Origin of the sequence: Pseudomonas sp. NPDC087612 (genome assembly GCF_044743505.1) — a bacterium.
In the GTDB taxonomy this organism is placed as follows: Bacteria; Pseudomonadota; Gammaproteobacteria; order Pseudomonadales; family Pseudomonadaceae; genus Aquipseudomonas.
Genome location: NZ_JBIUWO010000006.1, coordinates 290,088 through 305,415, shown reverse-complemented (window position 1 = coordinate 305,415; position 15,328 = coordinate 290,088). Strand labels below are relative to the sequence as shown.

General features: G+C 65.9%; 13 protein-coding genes. All 13 read left to right on the top strand.

The window, feature by feature from the left end:
* The first annotated feature begins 59 nt into the window (after positions 1-59).
* From ACIOVF_RS14810 to ACIOVF_RS14750, 13 genes are read left to right on the top strand one after another with little or no spacing between them, the layout of a single operon-like run.
* Positions 60-1,412, top strand: a complete 1,353-nt coding sequence (locus ACIOVF_RS14810) for a UDP-glucose/GDP-mannose dehydrogenase family protein (protein WP_258597630.1) — start codon at positions 60-62, stop codon at positions 1,410-1,412.
* Entirely contained in the window at positions 1,409-2,479 is a 1,071-nt protein-coding gene (locus tag ACIOVF_RS14805; RefSeq protein ID WP_093383288.1) for an NAD-dependent epimerase, read from the top strand. The genes ACIOVF_RS14810 and ACIOVF_RS14805 overlap by 4 nt, the downstream gene beginning before the upstream one ends.
* Positions 2,476-3,222, top strand: a complete 747-nt coding sequence (locus ACIOVF_RS14800) for a sugar transferase (RefSeq protein WP_045198774.1) — start codon at positions 2,476-2,478, stop codon at positions 3,220-3,222. Before ACIOVF_RS14805 ends, ACIOVF_RS14800 begins: the two co-directional genes overlap by 4 nt.
* Positions 3,223-3,870 (top strand): CpsD/CapB family tyrosine-protein kinase, encoded by a 648-nt coding sequence (locus tag ACIOVF_RS14795; RefSeq protein ID WP_045198772.1) that lies wholly within the window; start codon positions 3,223-3,225, stop codon positions 3,868-3,870.
* A gap of 22 nt (positions 3,871-3,892) precedes the next feature.
* Positions 3,893-4,915 carry a polysaccharide biosynthesis/export family protein gene (locus ACIOVF_RS14790; RefSeq protein WP_123566862.1) on the top strand — a complete coding sequence of 341 codons (1,023 nt, stop codon included), beginning with the start codon at positions 3,893-3,895 and terminating at the stop codon, positions 4,913-4,915.
* Positions 4,916-4,935: 20 nt separating this feature from the next.
* Complete coding sequence (locus tag ACIOVF_RS14785) at positions 4,936-6,525, top strand: GumC family protein (protein WP_401290380.1); 1,590 nt, start codon at positions 4,936-4,938, stop codon at positions 6,523-6,525.
* Positions 6,522-7,610, top strand: coding sequence for a glycosyltransferase family 4 protein (locus ACIOVF_RS14780; protein WP_401290377.1), 1,089 nt, complete (start codon positions 6,522-6,524; stop codon positions 7,608-7,610). Before ACIOVF_RS14785 ends, ACIOVF_RS14780 begins: the two co-directional genes overlap by 4 nt.
* Positions 7,607-8,977 carry an O-antigen ligase family protein gene (locus tag ACIOVF_RS14775; protein ID WP_401290374.1) on the top strand — a complete coding sequence of 457 codons (1,371 nt, stop codon included), beginning with the start codon at positions 7,607-7,609 and terminating at the stop codon, positions 8,975-8,977. The genes ACIOVF_RS14780 and ACIOVF_RS14775 overlap by 4 nt, the downstream gene beginning before the upstream one ends.
* The gene (locus tag ACIOVF_RS14770; RefSeq protein WP_093383294.1) at positions 8,974-9,939 is read left to right on the top strand and encodes a glycosyltransferase family 2 protein; all 966 of its coding nucleotides are present in this window, start codon (positions 8,974-8,976) and stop codon (positions 9,937-9,939) included. The genes ACIOVF_RS14775 and ACIOVF_RS14770 overlap by 4 nt, the downstream gene beginning before the upstream one ends.
* Positions 9,932-11,068, top strand: coding sequence for a glycosyltransferase family 2 protein (locus ACIOVF_RS14765; RefSeq protein ID WP_401290371.1), 1,137 nt, complete (start codon positions 9,932-9,934; stop codon positions 11,066-11,068). The genes ACIOVF_RS14770 and ACIOVF_RS14765 overlap by 8 nt, the downstream gene beginning before the upstream one ends.
* Before the next feature lie 9 nt (positions 11,069-11,077).
* Positions 11,078-12,088, top strand: coding sequence for a polysaccharide deacetylase family protein (locus ACIOVF_RS14760; protein ID WP_045198758.1), 1,011 nt, complete (start codon positions 11,078-11,080; stop codon positions 12,086-12,088).
* The gene (locus tag ACIOVF_RS14755; RefSeq protein WP_045198756.1) at positions 12,085-13,389 is read left to right on the top strand and encodes an oligosaccharide flippase family protein; all 1,305 of its coding nucleotides are present in this window, start codon (positions 12,085-12,087) and stop codon (positions 13,387-13,389) included. Before ACIOVF_RS14760 ends, ACIOVF_RS14755 begins: the two co-directional genes overlap by 4 nt.
* Positions 13,386-15,305: a hypothetical protein gene (locus ACIOVF_RS14750; protein WP_401290367.1), complete on the top strand. Its 1,920-nt coding sequence runs from the start codon at positions 13,386-13,388 to the stop codon at positions 15,303-15,305. Before ACIOVF_RS14755 ends, ACIOVF_RS14750 begins: the two co-directional genes overlap by 4 nt.
* The last annotated feature ends 23 nt before the right edge of the window (positions 15,306-15,328 follow it).

The following is a 15,328-nucleotide window of genomic DNA, read 5'->3' as shown; positions in this document are numbered from 1 at the left end:
GGCTATACCGAAATCACACCACTGTTTCATCCTCATTACTCCATACGAGGCACGCCGACATGGACGTGAGCGTATTTGGCACCGGCTATGTCGGTCTTGTGCAAGCTGCGGCCCTCGCAGACGTAGGACACCGGGTTTTGTGCGTCGATGTCGATGCGCACAAGATCAGTCAACTGCGTCAGGGCGTACCGCCGATCAGCGAGCCGGGGCTTTCGGCCATGCTCGAAGAAAACATCAAGGAAGGCCGCCTGCTGTTCAGCACCCAGGCCAGTGATGCGGTCAGTCACGCCGAACTGATCTTCATCGCCGTCGGTACGCCGCCGGATGAAGACGGCTCGGCCGACCTCTCCCATGTCCTGGGGGTGACCCGGCAGATCGCCGGGCTGATGGAAGCCGATCGCACCCTGATCATCAAGTCCACCGTCCCGGTCGGCACCGCTGACAAGGTCGCCGCCCTGGCCGGCGAAGAACTGCAGCGCCTGGGCAAGGGCGCACTCAAGGTGCGGGTGGTGTCCAACCCCGAATTCCTTAAAGAAGGCAGCGCCCTGGCCGACTGCATGCGTCCGGACCGGATCATCGTCGGCACCGCCGATGACCAGGCCCACGACCAGCTCGCCGAGCTCTACGCGCCCTTCTGCCGCAACCATGAAAAGCTCATGTTCATGGACAACCGCAGCGCCGAGCTGACCAAGTACGCGGCCAACGCCATGCTCGCCACGCGCATCAGTTTCATGAACGAGCTGGCCAACCTCACCGAGCACCTGGGCGCCGACATCGAAGCGGTGCGCAAAGGCATCGGCTCCGACCCGCGCATCGGCTACCACTTCATCTACCCCGGCTGCGGCTTTGGCGGCTCGTGCTTTCCCAAGGACCTGCGCGCCCTGCTGCACACCGCCGAACGCAGCGGCATGCCGCTGCGCCTGCTGCAAAGCGTCAGTGAAGTCAACGACAGCCAGCGTCAGATCCTCTTCGCCAAGCTCAAGCAGCGCTTTCCTGGCAGCCTGGCCGGCAAGTCGATTGCGGTCTGGGGCCTGGCCTTCAAGCCCAACACCGACGACATGCGCGAAGCCCCCAGCCGCTACCTGATGGAAGCGCTGTGGGCCGAAGGCGCTACCGTGTGCGCCTTTGACCCTGAGGCGATGTCCGAATGCCGGCGCATCTACGGCTACCGCAAAGACCTGCAGCTGTGCGCCACCCGCGACGACACCCTGGAAGACGCCGACGCCCTGGTGATCTGCACCGAGTGGAAAAACTTTCGCGTGGTCGACTTCGCCCTGCTGGCCAAGAAGCTGCGCAGCCGCCTGATCATTGACGGGCGCAACCTGTACAACCCCGACCAGGTCGCCACTTTCGGCCTGAGCTACAGTGGCATCGGCCTGCGCCAGGTGCAGCCGGAGGTACCGGCGCCATGAAGATCCTGGTCACCGGCGCCGCCGGTTTCATTGGTGCCCATTGCAGCCTGCGGCTGTTGCGCGACGGCCACCAGGTGATCGGCCTGGACAACTTCAACGACTACTACGACCCGGCGCTCAAGCACGCGCGGGTGCGCTGGGTCGAAGCTGAGGCCAGAGCCTTTACCCTCTACCGCCTCGACCTCAACGATGCCGCCGGCATCGCCGAGCTGTTTGCCAGCGAGCAACCCGAGGTAGTGATTCACCTGGCGGCGCAAGCCGGGGTGCGCTACTCGCTGGAAAACCCGCGGGCCTACATCGACAGCAACCTCAGCGGCTTTCTGAACATTCTCGAAGGCTGCCGCCGCCATCCGGTGCAGCACCTGCTGTATGCCTCGTCGAGCTCAGTGTACGGCGCCAACCAGCACACCCCGTACCGGGTCGAGGATGCCGTCGACCACCCGCTGTCGCTGTACGCGGCGACCAAAAAAGCCAACGAGGCCATGGCCCACAGCTACAGCCACCTGTTCGGCATCCCCACCAGCGGCCTGCGCTTTTTTACCGTGTACGGCCCCTGGGGCCGCCCGGACATGTCGCCGATCCAGTTCGCCCGGGCGATTGCCGAAGGCCGGCCGATCCAGCTGTTCAACTACGGCCAGCACCAGCGCGACTTCACCTACATCGATGACATCGTCGAAAGCCTGGTACGCCTGATCCCGCTGGCGCCAACCGCCAACCCGGCCTGGGACCGCGAGCATCCGGACCCGGCCAGCAGCCACGCGCCGTGGCGCCTGTTCAACATCGGCGGCCAGCGACCGGTGGAACTCACCGACTACGTGGCCTTGCTGGAAAAACACTTGCAACGCAGCGCCAGCATCGAGCTGCTGCCCTTGCAACCGGGTGATGTGCTGGCCACCTGTGCCGATGCCAGCGCCCTGGAACAGGTCACCGGCTTCACCCCCCAGGTTTCGCTGGATGAAGGGCTCGGGCGTTTTATTGCCTGGTTTCATCAGTACTACCCGCAACTTGACCGGGACGCGGTGCGGGTCAACGGGCACTTGCCCGCGCAGCAACGGAGAACGGTATGACAGGACAACCTAAAAGTGCGCAACTGCAGGCACTGTATCAAGACAAGCGCATGGACCCCGCGCACCGCCAGCGCATCGACGCGGCGATTCACATGCAAGGCCGTGGCTGGCTGACCGGCCGTGCCGGCGGGCGCCCCTGGACCCTGTCGCGCACCAACCGGGTGGTCGCCTGCTTTGGTGCCTTGTGCATTCTGGCGATCATTTCGCCACTGCTGCTGGGCCTGGCCGTGCTGGTCAAGTTCAGCAGCCCCGGCCCGGTGTTCTTCGTGCAAAAACGCACCGGCTATCGCGGCCGCGCCTTCGGCATGTACAAGTTCCGCACCATGGTCGCCAACGCCGAGGCCTTGAAGGACTCGGTGCGCCACCTCAACAAGCACGGCGCCGATGCCATCGATTTCAAGATCGACAAAGACCCGCGCGTCACCCCGATCGGCCAGTGGCTGCGGCGCAGCAGCCTGGACGAGTTGCCCAACCTGTTCAACGTGGTGCTCGGTGACATGCGCCTGGTCGGCCCGCGCCCTACCTCGTTCAACGCCTATCGCTACAAAGACAACCACCTCGCCCGCCTGAGCATCTACCCCGGCATGACCGGCCTGTGGCAGATCTCCGGACGCAGCGACATAGACTTCGACCAGCGAGTCGAACTGGACCTGAGCTACATCAACGAACAGAGCTTGATGCTGGATCTGAAGATCCTCTTCAAGACTCCCTTCAAAGTCTTCAGCGGCCACGGAGCAAGTTGAATGGACGGTTCTACTTCAAGAAGTCTGACGATCGCCACCCCGAGCGAAACCAACCTGACCTCCACGGTGCTCGATGAAGACCAGCGCATCCTGCTGCTAACCGCTGCCAACACCGGCAGCGGCACCAGTACCAGCGCCCTGGCCTTTGCCAGCCAGTTGGCGTTGATGAGCGGCGGCCCGGTCTTGCTGGTCGACAGCAGCCCCAGCGGCAACAACCTCAGCCAGCAGTTGAGCCTGCACAAGTTGCGCGGTTTCAACGACCTGATGTTCGACCAGGACACCCCGCCGTTGATGCAGGACTGCATCGTGCGCCTGTCCGACCAGCCGTTCGACGTGCTGCCGGCCGGCACCTACAAGCGCGGCAAGGAGCGTCTGAACCCCGATCTGCTGCGGGTGCTGCTCAAGCACATGGGCGAGCACTACCGCTTCGTGGTGATCGACGGCGAGGCGGTGTACGCCAGCGCCGACAGCCTGATCATCGGCACCCTGGTCGATGGCGTGATTCTCGTCGTGTGCGCCGAGGAAACCCGCTGGGAAGTGGCCCAGGCCGCCGCCCAGCGCCTGACCCAGGCCGGCGCCAGGCTGATCGGCAGCGTCTTCAACCGGCGCAAGTACTACATGCCCAAGTGGCTGTACAACAACCTTTAGGCCAGCAGACCAGGAGCCTCACATGAAATACACGACGTTCGCGCTGTGCCTGCTGACCCTGGCCGGCTGCGCCAATCAGGACACCCGGCAGATGCCGGTACAGATCATGACCGCCAATGCCGCCAACGCCCAGGACGCCGAACTGCCGCGCAGCGAACAGGTGCTGCGCCCGCAGGACGTGCTCGATGTGATCTTCCACATCAGCACCAGCGGCTCGGCGTCGTACCGTATCCAGTCCGGCGACACCGTCGGCCTGGCCTTCCCGGCAGCCAGCTCGCTCAACGGCAACCAGCTGGTGCTGCCCGACGGCACCATCGAACTGCCGCGGGCCAACACCTCGGTCAACGTTGCCGGGCAAACCCCGGACGAAGCCCGGCGCACCATCCAGCAGGCCTACCGCAACAAGCGTCTGTTCCAGCCCGGGCGCGACAACGTCACCGTGCAGGTGATCAGCCCGCTGACCAACGAGCAGAACCTCAAGAGCGCGCTCAACCACCCGGCCACCGGCATGAGCCGCGAAATCACCGTCGGCAGCGACGGCCAGGCGAGCTTCCCGGAAATCGGTTCGGTGCCGCTGCAGGGCATGACCGTCACCCAGCTGCAGACCTACCTGAACAAGCGCTACGCCGACCTGCCGGGGCGCATGACCGTGGACGTGATGCTCAAGTCCACCGCCGTCAACGAGATCTACGTACTGGGTGAAGTCGGCCAGCCCGGCGCCTACCCGATCCGCCGCCCGGTGTCGGTGCTTGAAGCCCTGACCCTGGCCCGTGGCCCGAACGTCAAGGCGCGGCTCGACTCGGTGGTGATCATGCGCCGCAACGGCAACCAGGTGCAGGCCGTGCCCTACAACGTCGACAAGGCCCTGGATGCCAGCGCCGCGCAAGTCGCCTACCTGCAGCCGGACGACATGCTCTACGTGCCCAAGACCAAGCTCGCCAGCGCCGGCGACCTGGCCCGGCAACTGGCTGACGTGGTGCTGTTCCAGGGGGTCGGCTTCAGCTTCGGTTATCGCGTTGACAACAAAGACAGCGACAACAACTAATTCCAGGCGGGTATCCGAGCATGAATACAAAAGAAAACTACCTGCATGAATTCTTCAGGATCTTCTTTGCCAACCGCCAGTTGGTCAAACGGGTGTTCCTGGTCTTCGCAGTGATCGCCTTGCTGTTGCCGCTGGTGCTCAAGCAGAGCTTCGACATTACCGCCGAAGTGATCGTGCAGTCGAAAAAACTGTCCCAGAGCGACACCAACACCACCCTCGCCCAGGAGACCGACAAGTTCATCCCGCCGTCGCTGGCCGACATGGAGACCGAGAGCAATATCCTGCGTTCGCCGACCCTGATCCGCGAAACCATCAGCCAGCTGCGCGCCGAGGGCAAGTACGAGATCCCGCCCAGCTTCATGCAGCGGGTGGTGTTCGGGCCGATCCGCAGCGGCATCATCAACCCGTTGCGCGAGTACGTGGTCAACCCGGTGCGCTCGCTGTTCGGCCTCGAGGTCGACCCGGTGCGCGACCCCCAGCTCGACACCCTCACCGACGACGCCATCAAGGACCTCAAGGTCGAAACCCTGCCCGGCTCCAACGTGGTCTCGGTGACGTATAGCTTTCCCGACCCGAAACTGGGCACGCTGTTCGTCAGCCGCCTGCTCGACAACTACCTGCGCAACCGCCAGAACCTGCAGTCCAACGAGCTGCCCGAGCAGTTCTACGAGCAGAAGAAACTGCAGTACCAGGTGCGCATGGATGACCTCGAAGGCAAGCGCCTGGGCATGCTCGAAAGCATCGGCTCCTCGGACCCCAAAGAAGAGATCACCTTCCGCCTCAACGCCATCAACACCGAAGAACAGGCGCTGAACCAGTACCGCGACCGCCTGCTGCAAAGCCAGCAGTGGCTGGACTACCTGAAAACCAGCCTGGCCGCGGCCAGCAACGCCAACATGCGCGATTTCGCCTTCCCCTACACCTTCACCACCACGGTCGACAACGTGGCCTTTGAAGACCGCGAAATCAAGCAGCTCGGTGAACAGCTGACCACCCTGGTGCTGACCTACGTCAGCGACCTGGCGGTGTTCCAGCCCGGCAGCGAGCAAATGCTGTTGCAACGCGAACAGATCGCCAAGACCCGCCAGCAGTTCTTGAAGATCGTCGCCAACCGCATCAAGGAGCGCGAGAAAGACCTGGCCGTGGTCCAGGACGTGATCGCCCAGAAGACCGCGCGCATCGCCGACTTCAAAGGCCGCGTGCACCAGTTGCAAGAAACCCAGAGCAAGGCGCGCCAGCTCGACACCGAGATCGACGCCCTGCACAAGGCCTACTTCACCTACACCCAGCGCTACGAAGAATCGCGCGGCGCCGACCTGCTCAACGGCCTGTCCAACGCGCGCATCCTCAGCGCCCCGTACGAGCCTGCGGAGCCGGCGTTTCCCAAGCCGCTGCTGATCGTGCCGTTCGGCATGCTCACCGGCCTGCTGCTGGCGATTGCCCTGGTGTACGTCAAAGAGTTCTTTGACCGGCGCTTCAAGCACCCGGCGCAAATCAGCCATCAACTGGACCTGCCGGTACTGCTGGTGATCAACGACCAGACCCCGGAAACCCCCAACCCTTACAAGGGCTGGTCGCTGCCGCGGCTGGTGCACTGGGTGCGCAATTGAACGCAGCCCTGAACCCGCCACGGCCGATCCTGCACCTGCTCAGCAGTGGCGGCTTCTACGGCGCCGAGCGGATGCTGCTGGACCACTGCCAGGCCACCCCGGGGCAGCACCAGGTGCTGTTTCTCGGGGCCCCGGAGCAACTGGTGGCGCGTTTTCGCGCCGCCGGCGTGGCCTGCCAGACCTGCGACGGGGTCGGCGAGCTGCTGGCTGAACTGCGTCGGCGCCACGACCAGCAGCCGCTGATCAACAGCCACAACTTCAAGGGCCTGCTGTTCGGCTGGCTGGGCGCGCAGTTGTGGCGCCTGCCGATGGTCGCCACCCAGCACGGCTTTACCCCCAGCAGCCGCAAGCAGCGCCTGTATACCTGGATCAGCCTGCAGCTGTGCCGCACCGCCACCATCGAGCGGGTGGTCTGCGTGGCCGAGAGCATCAAGCGCATCCATCGCCAGGCCGGGGTCGCCGAGCACAAGCTGCAGGTGATCCCCAACGGCTTGCCCGAGGCCGACGCCCTGCCCGCACGCCACCCTGGCGCTGGCCGCTGGCTGGCCGGCTATGTTGGCCGCTTGAGCTGCGAGAAAGGCCCGGACCTGTTCCTCGATACGCTGATCCCGCTGTGCCAGCGTCACCCGCAACTCGACGCGGTGATGCTCGGCGATGGCCCGGAGCAAGAGGCGCTGCAAGCGCGCATCGACGCCGCCGGCCTGACCCAGCGCATCCGCCTGCCCGGCTTTCAGGCCGACATGCGCCAGTGGATGGGGCGCCTGGATGCCCTGGTGATCAGCTCGCGCACCGAAGGCACGCCAATGATCCTGCTCGAAGCCATGCAGGATGGCGTGCCGGTGGTGGCCTTTGCGGTCGGCGGTATCCCCGATGTGATCGAGCACGGGCGCAGCGGCCTGCTGGCCCGGCCCCTGGCGGTGCAAGAGCTGGCCGCCCAGCTTGAGGCGCTGATGCTCGACCCGGCCCAGGCCGGCGAGCTGATCGCCCAGGCGCGGCGCACCCAACGCGAACGTTATCACCTGCCGACGCTGGCGCAACGCTGGGCCCGGGTTTACCTGGGCGCGGCCACGGAGACCTGCGCATGATCATTCCCCTGTCCCTGATCGGCCTGCTGGCCATCGCCTGCGTGGCATTGCTGGCCAGCCCCTACCCGTTTCTCGCCCCCGGCGCGGTAATCGGCCTGGCCGGCCTGCTGGCGCTGTACAAACGCCCGGCCTGGGGACTGCTGGCAATTATCACCCTGGTGCCGCTGGAAGGCCTGTTCAAGGACAGCGAGCTGACCGCCTCGAAAATGATCGGCGCGGCCCTGGCCCTGGTGCTGGTGCTGCAACTGGCGGTCAAGCAACTGCCCGCCGAGCGTCTGCGCAGCAGCATGTGGCGGCTGCTGCTGGGGTTTATGGCGCTGTACCTGCTGAGTTTCTGGGCCAGCGACAGCAGCGAGATGTCCCTGGGGCACTTTCGCGAGCTGGCCGTGGGCCTGCTGTTGTTCGGCATCACCCTGCTGGTTGGCCGCGACCTCGACCTGGCGATGATGTACCGGCTGGTGACCCTCAGTGTCAGCCTGACCTGCATCATGGCCATGGCCTCGGCCAAGTACCAGGACGAAGGCCGCGCCGCCGGCCTGCTGGAAGACCCCAACGTGTTCGCCATGCTCATCGCCATCGCCGTGCCCATGGCCTTGTGGCTGGTGTTTAACAGCCCGCGGCGGCTGTACAAGCTGTTCTGGATCGCCTGCTGCATCCTGCTGCTGGCGGGCATGACCAAGACCAACTCGCGCTCGGGCCTAGTGGTGCTGTTGATCAGCCTGGGCATCGTGCTGGTGCACTACCGCACCCAGGTCGCCCACCTGCGCCCGCGACACCTGGGCTTTGCCATGCTTGGCCTGGCCATTCTGCTGCCGACCCTGGTGGCGCTGATGCCGGCCAGCTACGTTGCGCGCATCCAGTCGCTGGCGCTGCTCAAGTCCGGGGTCAATGCCTTCCAGGACGATTCCCTGGGCCGGCGCTCGTCGTACATCGTGGTCGGCAGCAAGATGATCCGCGAACACCCGGTGCTCGGCACCGGCCCCGGCACCTTCCCCCTGCACTACGCCACCACCGGCTACGCCAAGGCGTTTTCGGCCAACCGCAAGGTCGGCGACCTGTACCGCCGCGCGCACAACACCTACCTGGAGATCTTCAGCGAGGTCGGCATACCGGCCGGCATCCTCTTTGTCAGCATGGTCTTGCTGGCCCTGTACAACGTCTGGTACGCCCGGCGCCTGTGGCTGCGCCAGGGTGAGCAGGGCCAGGCCGACCTGCTCACCCACCTGTGCATGAGCATGCTCGCCATCAGCCTGTTCCTGATGTTCCTCAGCGCGCCCAACCACAAGTACCTGTGGATCATGCTGGCGCTGTCCAGCGTGCTGCGGCTCAAGGCCGAACAGGCGCAACCGGCGCAGGTGAAGGCATGAAGGTCAGTGTCGTGGTGCCGATGTTCAACGAAGCCCGGCACATCGCCCGGACCCTGCAGTCGGCGTTGAACGCCGCCGCCGATGCCGGCCTTGACTGCGAGCTGGTGGTGGTCGACAACGGCTCCAGCGACGACGGCCCGCAGATCGCCCGCAGCCTCGGCGCCCAGGTGCTGAGCCTGCCCGGGCTGACCATCGGCGCCTTGCGCAACCGTGGCGTACAGGCCAGCAGCGGTGAGTGGCTGGCGTTTCTCGATGCCGACATCGAAGTGCCCGAGCACTGGCTGAGCCTGCTGCTCAAGCTGCATGGCGAAGGTCGTGGCGACGTCTTCGCGCTGGACTGCGACACCCCGCGCCAGGCGCCCTGGTTCGCCCGCGCCTGGCAACGCCGGACCCTGCGTGCAGGCTTGCCGGCACTGCACCCGATGCAGTGGCTGCCGACCCCCAACCTGCTGATGCAGCGCCACTGGTTCGATCAGGTGGGCGGCTTCAACGAAACCCTGCGCACCGGCGAAGACAAGGACTTTACCTGGCACCTGAACAAGGCCGGCGCGCGGCTTTTGGCCCTGCGCGAGCCGGTGGTGCTGCACTGGGGTTTTGAGGGCAGCTGGCGCGAGTGGCTGGGCAAGGAGCTGTGGCGCCAGGGCAGCAACCTGCAACTGCTGCGCAGCAACGGCCCGAGCCTGCGCCTGCTGCGCTTTCCGCTGCTGTCGCTGGGCGCCTGGCTGCTCGACTTCATGGCTTTGTCGGCGCTGCTCGACGGTTACCCGCACCTGGCGCTGTTGTTGCTGCTGGTCACCAGCTTGCCCGCGCTGGCCCTGAGCCTGCGCCAGAGCCTGAAACACCGCGACCTGTTGTTCGCCCTGCAGCTTTGGGGCCTGCACTGGATTCGCCTGCACCTGGCCGGCGCGGCCTTCGTGCTCAGCCTGTTCAACTGGAACGCAAGGAGGCCCGCCCGTGGCTGAGTTCATCTTTTGGTTGTGCTTGTTGCTACCGTTCTATGCCTGGCTGGGCTACCCGCTGCTGCTGACCCTGGTGGGGCCGCTGTTCCCCCGTCACCGCCCCGCGCCGCTGGCGCCGCAGCGGGTCAGCGTGGTGGTGGCCGCGCACAACGAAGAACGCAATATCGACAACAAGCTGCGCAACCTGCTGGCCCAGGATTACCAGGCCCAGAGCCTGCAGATCGTCGTCGCCAGCGATGGCTCCACGGATAGCACCGTGGCCCTGGCGCGCAGCTTTGACGACCCGCGCATCCAGGTCCTCGACCTGCCGCGCATGGGCAAGAACAGCGTGCTCAACGTCGCCGTCACCCAGTGTACGGGCGACATCGTGGTGTTCACCGACGCCGATGTGCACTGGATTGACGGCACCCTCGCCGCCTTGCTGGCACCCTTTGCCGACCCTGAAGTGGGCGGCACGGTGGGCAAGATGATCATCCCCGAGGCCGGCAAGGGCCTGAGCCTGGGCGAAAGCCTGTACCGCCACTACGAAGCCTGGCTGCGCCGGGTGGAGAGCCGCACCGGCTGCACGGTGTCGGCCGATGGCGCCCTGCAGGCACTGCGCCGCGAGCTGTACCAGCCGATTCCGGCGCGGGTCAACGACGACTTCTACATCAACACCTGCGCACCGGTGGCCGGCAAACGGGTGGTCTACGTTGACGAAGCCCAGGTGCTCGACCAGGGCGTGGACGAGGCCGACCGCCAGTTCAGCCGCCGCCAGCGCGTCACCGTCGGCGGCCTGATCAGCCTGGCCGCCCGCCGCGAATTGCTCAACCCGTTGCGCCACGGCCTGTACGCCATTGCCCTGATCAGCCACAAACTGATCCGCCGCCTGGCGCCGGTGCTGCTGTTGCCCCTGCTGCTGGCCAACCTGTGGTTGCTCGACGGCCACGGCTTTTACCAACTGACCCTGGCCGCGCAACTGCTCGGCTATGCCATCGCCATCGCCGGCCTGCTGGACGTGCGCCAGCGCCTGCCCAAACCGTTTCGCCTGGCGGCCTTCGTGCTGGTGACCCTGGCCGGCATGAGCGTCGGCCTGTGGCAGTTTTTACGCGGGCACAGCTACAACCAATGGAACCCCGACCAGACTCGATGAGCACCTGACATGCCGATAAAAACCAGTATCAAGCGTGCCAGCGGTTGGCTGTACCTCAACTCCCCCAAGGGCCGCAGCCAGTTGCGCGGCGCCGGGGTGATCCTCATGCTGCACCGGGTGCTGGCCGACGACGACAGTGCCGCCCTGCCGCACCGCAATGAACTGTGCGTCGGCCCCCAGGCCTTCGAACGCCTGCTGCGCTGGTTGCAACGCCACTTTGACTGCGTACACCTGATGGACCTGCTCAAGGCCCACGAACACCCGCGCACCGGCAACCGTCCGAAAGTGGCCCTGACCTTCGACGACGGCTGGCGCGACAACGCCCTCAATGCCTTCCCGCTGCTGCAGCAATACCAGGTGCCGGCGAGCATCTTTTTGTCCACCGACTACATCGGCAGCCGCCAGCGCTTCTGGTGGGAGAGCCTGGGCGAAACCCTGTGGGGCACCCATGGCGAAATCTCCCGCCGGGCGCTGATCGAGCAACTGCGCAAGATCGGCCGGCCACTGCCGGCCGCCTACTTCATGAACGAGCGCCCACACGCGCGCAGCCAGGCCCTGGGCAAATACCTGCAAAGCCTGAAAAGCCTCAGCCCGATGGCCCTGCATCACCTTACCGACGCCTGCCCGGCTGAATCCCTGCCCCAGGCCCTGGACTGGAACCAGGTACGCCACCTGGAAAACTCCGGGCTGATCAGCTTCGGCCCCCACGGCGCCAGCCACGCGCTGCTGCCGGGCCTGGACGACCAGCGCCTGGAAGAAGAACTGAGCCGCAGCCACTACGCCCTGCAACAGGGCTGCAAACAGCCGCTGCCGGTGTACTGCTACCCCAACGGCGACCACGACGCGCGGGTGCGCGAGCGCCTGGCCGCGCACCGCTACCCCTTTGCCCTGAGCACCCGCGCCGGGATCTGCCAGGGCCATGACGACCCCTTGGCCCTGCCGCGTATCAGTGTCAGCCAGCGCAGCGCCAGCCGCCCTTCGCTGTTGGCCTGGCGCATCAGCCGCGGAGGCCGCCCATGAGCCGCAGCCACTACGTGCGCCACCTGCTGCTGAGCATGGGCACGCGCCTGGCGATGATCGCCCTGCGGCTGATGCGCAACGTGCTGCTGGCGCGCATCCTGGGCCCCAGCGAGCGCGGCCTGTTCGCCCTGCTCAGCACCCTGCCCGACCTGATCAGCGCCGCCACCAGCGGCGGGCTCAACACCGCCGTCGGTTACCAGGCGGCCAAGCAGCGCAGCATGGGCCTGCTGCTCAGCCAGGTGCTGATCTACGGCTGCCTGGTGGCCGGCGCCCTGACCCTGGTCTGCGTGGCCCTGGCCCGGGAGTTCGGCACAGAACTGGAAGTGACCACCCAGCTGGGCCTGCTGGCCTGGCTGTTGCTGCTGGCGGTGCCGCTGACGGTGCTTAAAAGCGGCCTGCTGACCCTGCACAACGCCACCGGCGGCGTCGGCGCCTTCAACGCCCTGCGCCTGACCGAGTCGCTGGTGCCGCTGCTGCTGTTTGTCGGCCTGTTCTGGATGTGGCAGCACGCGGCCCTGGAAGCGGCGCTGATCAGCTGGCTGCTGGGCCTGAGCCTAGTGGTCATGCTCGGTTTGTACTGGCTCGGCCGGCAGCACTCGATCCGCCTGTGCTGGGACCGCAGCGGCCAGCGCGAGCTGCTCTCCTATAGCGCCAAGAGCCACCCGGACTTATTGTTCCAGCAGGTGATTCTGCGCTCCGACTACCTGTTCATCAGCGCCATGCTCGGCAGCGCCGCGCTGGGCCATTACGCCATGGCCAGCGCCGCCGCCGAACTGCTGCTGATCGTCCCTGAGGCGGTGACCACACCGCTGATGAAACGCCTGCTGCAGCAGGACGCCGGCATGGACAAGCTCACCCCGCTGGCCCTGCGCCTGACCGCCACGGTGATGCTCGGCGCCTGCCTGAGCATGGCGCTGATTGGCGAGTGGCTGATCGTCACCCTGTTCGGCGCGGAGTACCAACCGGCCTATCCGGCGCTGCTGGCCTTGCTGCCGGGGCTGTTCGGCCTGTGCTATGCGAGCATCCTGCGCCTCGACCTGCTGGGCAAGAACCGCCCCGGCACGGTATCGCTGATGATGGGCCTGGGCGCAGCGCTGAACCTGCTGCTCAACGTGCTGTTGATCCCCACCTATGGCATCGTCGGCGCTGCGGCGGCCTCATCCATCGCCTACCTGGCGGTGACCCTGGCGATGCTGCTGTTGTACTGCAAGCTCAGCGGCGTGCCGTTCTGGCAAACCCTGCTGGTACTGCCCAGCGACCTCGCGCCGCTTCGGCAGATGCTGCAACGGCGGCCGGCATGAAAGCCCTGGCCCTGGTGGTGAGCGGCGTGCTGGTGAGCGCCACGCTACAGGCTGCGCCCCTGCAATGGGGCGACTTGCGCGATGGCAGCCTGTACCTGCAAGCGAGCAAGGCCGACACCGTCACGGTCAGCTGGCAACCGGCCTGGCAGGCCGAGGCCAACCCCGAGCGCATCTTTTTGCTCGACGGCCAGGGCCACTTGCAGGCCGAGCGCGCGATCAAGGCCAATGAAAGCCGAGGCCGGGTGCAATGGCCGCTGGCGGCGAGCGGCAGCGACTACCAGGTGGAAATCCCCGGCTACAGCTTTCGCCGTTACCGCATCGAGCATGCCGACAGCACCCGGGCGCTGTTCGCCCCGGCCAAGGTGCACTTCAGCGCCGAAGTCGGGCCCAATGTCGAGCTGTACTTCAAAGTGCCCGCGGGCGAGAAAGCCACCCTGGCCGGCAAATATCATGGCGGCGTACGCAGCCTGCAGGTGCAGCGCCTGGGCGACAGCCAGCAACTGAGCCTGGCGCTCAAGCCCTACCCCGCCTATTGGCAGTTCGATCGCCTGGCGCTGCCGCAGTCGAGTAAAGAGCAGACCTTCCGCCTGCAACTGCAAGGCCGTGGCAAGGTGGCGTTCTGGCTCGACGGCAGCGCCAACCTGTTCGCCCAGCAGCCCGGGCAACTACGCCCGCTACACAACAGCGACGGCAAGGTCGCGCTCAGCCTTGGCCACACCGTACTGGGCCGCACCCCGGACCTGGGCGTCAACCTGCCCTATGTACTGCCGCCGCCATCAAGCTACGCCGTGCTCGATGCCCTGCAACCGCAAGCAGCCGGCTACTACAGCTTCGCCGACCTGCTGGCACGCAAGCCCGGCTATGAAACGGCCTTTCGCAGCTTTTACCAGCAACGCTACAACATCAAACAGGACATCACCCTGCTGGCCGGCACCGGCCGCGAATCGGTACTGGCCGCCGACCGCATCCGCAACGACGGCCTCGACGACTGGCTGAACACCACCCGCACGCTGGGCGGCAACAGCCTGCACTACCTGGCCTTCGCCGACGAACCGAACCTCAACTACAGCGACTACCCCACCTTCAGCCGCTACTTCCAGGCCATGGCCGAGCGCGTACAACGCAGCCCCGGCGCCCGCGAAGCCGGGGTGCGCATCGCCATGCCGGCAAGCTCGCGACTGGTCAACGGCCCGCTGCACAGCGACAGCGAAAAGCGCATCGGCCTTGACTGGGCACAGCGCCTGCTCAAGGAGCACGGTGCGCAGATCGACGCCCTGGCCTGGCACGAATGGATGGTCCGCGACCTGCTGGCCACCCGCAGCTACCGCGACTCGGTGCGCCAGGCCGCCAGGCTGGTCGGCCTCGATGCCCAGGGGCGGCCGAACAAGGCGCTGCTGCTGGACCAGACCAACCTCTCCAGCGGCTCGAGCCTGAGCCCCTACGACCAGGAAACCCACTTCACCGCCCTGTGGTGGGCCTCGGTGGTGATCAACGCCTCCCAGGACGGCCTGCTCGACATGCTCAACTGGTTCCACGTCGCCGACGAGCCCGAATGGCCCAAGGGCATGGTCCGGGTGCTGGGCGAAAACCGTTTTGAACTCAAGCCCGTGGGCCTGGCCCAGCAGTTCATCCAGCAGCACTGGCTCGACCAGGTGCTGGCTCTGGACAACGACGCCTTCGAAGTCGACGCCCTGGCCATGGCCCGTGGCAAGCAGCGCAGCCTGTTGGGGGTGAACAAGGGCGAGCGCCTGCAACAGGTGACCCTGGCCACCGAACAACGCTGCGCTGCAGGCGCCCTGAGCTTTTTCGGCCCCGACAACAGCACACGCCGCGCGCAGTTTGTCTGCGAGCAAGGCCGTATCCATTTTCAATTGCCAGGGCAAACCTTGTTCGCCCTGACCTGGAGCGCGTCATGAGCGCGCACCTCACCTGCCAGAAA

Excerpts from the sequence above, each read along its gene's own strand:
- ACIOVF_RS14810 (WP_258597630.1), top strand. The coding sequence starts at position 60 with ATGGACGTGAGCGTATTTGGCACCGGCTATGTCGGTCTTGTGCAAGCT.
- ACIOVF_RS14805 (WP_093383288.1), top strand. The coding sequence starts at position 1,409 with ATGAAGATCCTGGTCACCGGCGCCGCCGGTTTCATTGGTGCCCATTGC.
- ACIOVF_RS14800 (WP_045198774.1), top strand. The coding sequence starts at position 2,476 with ATGACAGGACAACCTAAAAGTGCGCAACTGCAGGCACTGTATCAAGAC.
- ACIOVF_RS14795 (WP_045198772.1), top strand. The coding sequence starts at position 3,223 with ATGGACGGTTCTACTTCAAGAAGTCTGACGATCGCCACCCCGAGCGAA.
- ACIOVF_RS14790 (WP_123566862.1), top strand. The coding sequence starts at position 3,893 with ATGAAATACACGACGTTCGCGCTGTGCCTGCTGACCCTGGCCGGCTGC.
- ACIOVF_RS14785 (WP_401290380.1), top strand. The coding sequence starts at position 4,936 with ATGAATACAAAAGAAAACTACCTGCATGAATTCTTCAGGATCTTCTTT.
- ACIOVF_RS14775 (WP_401290374.1), top strand. The coding sequence starts at position 7,607 with ATGATCATTCCCCTGTCCCTGATCGGCCTGCTGGCCATCGCCTGCGTG.
- ACIOVF_RS14770 (WP_093383294.1), top strand. The coding sequence starts at position 8,974 with ATGAAGGTCAGTGTCGTGGTGCCGATGTTCAACGAAGCCCGGCACATC.
- ACIOVF_RS14760 (WP_045198758.1), top strand. The coding sequence starts at position 11,078 with ATGCCGATAAAAACCAGTATCAAGCGTGCCAGCGGTTGGCTGTACCTC.
- ACIOVF_RS14755 (WP_045198756.1), top strand. The coding sequence starts at position 12,085 with ATGAGCCGCAGCCACTACGTGCGCCACCTGCTGCTGAGCATGGGCACG.
- ACIOVF_RS14750 (WP_401290367.1), top strand. The coding sequence starts at position 13,386 with ATGAAAGCCCTGGCCCTGGTGGTGAGCGGCGTGCTGGTGAGCGCCACG.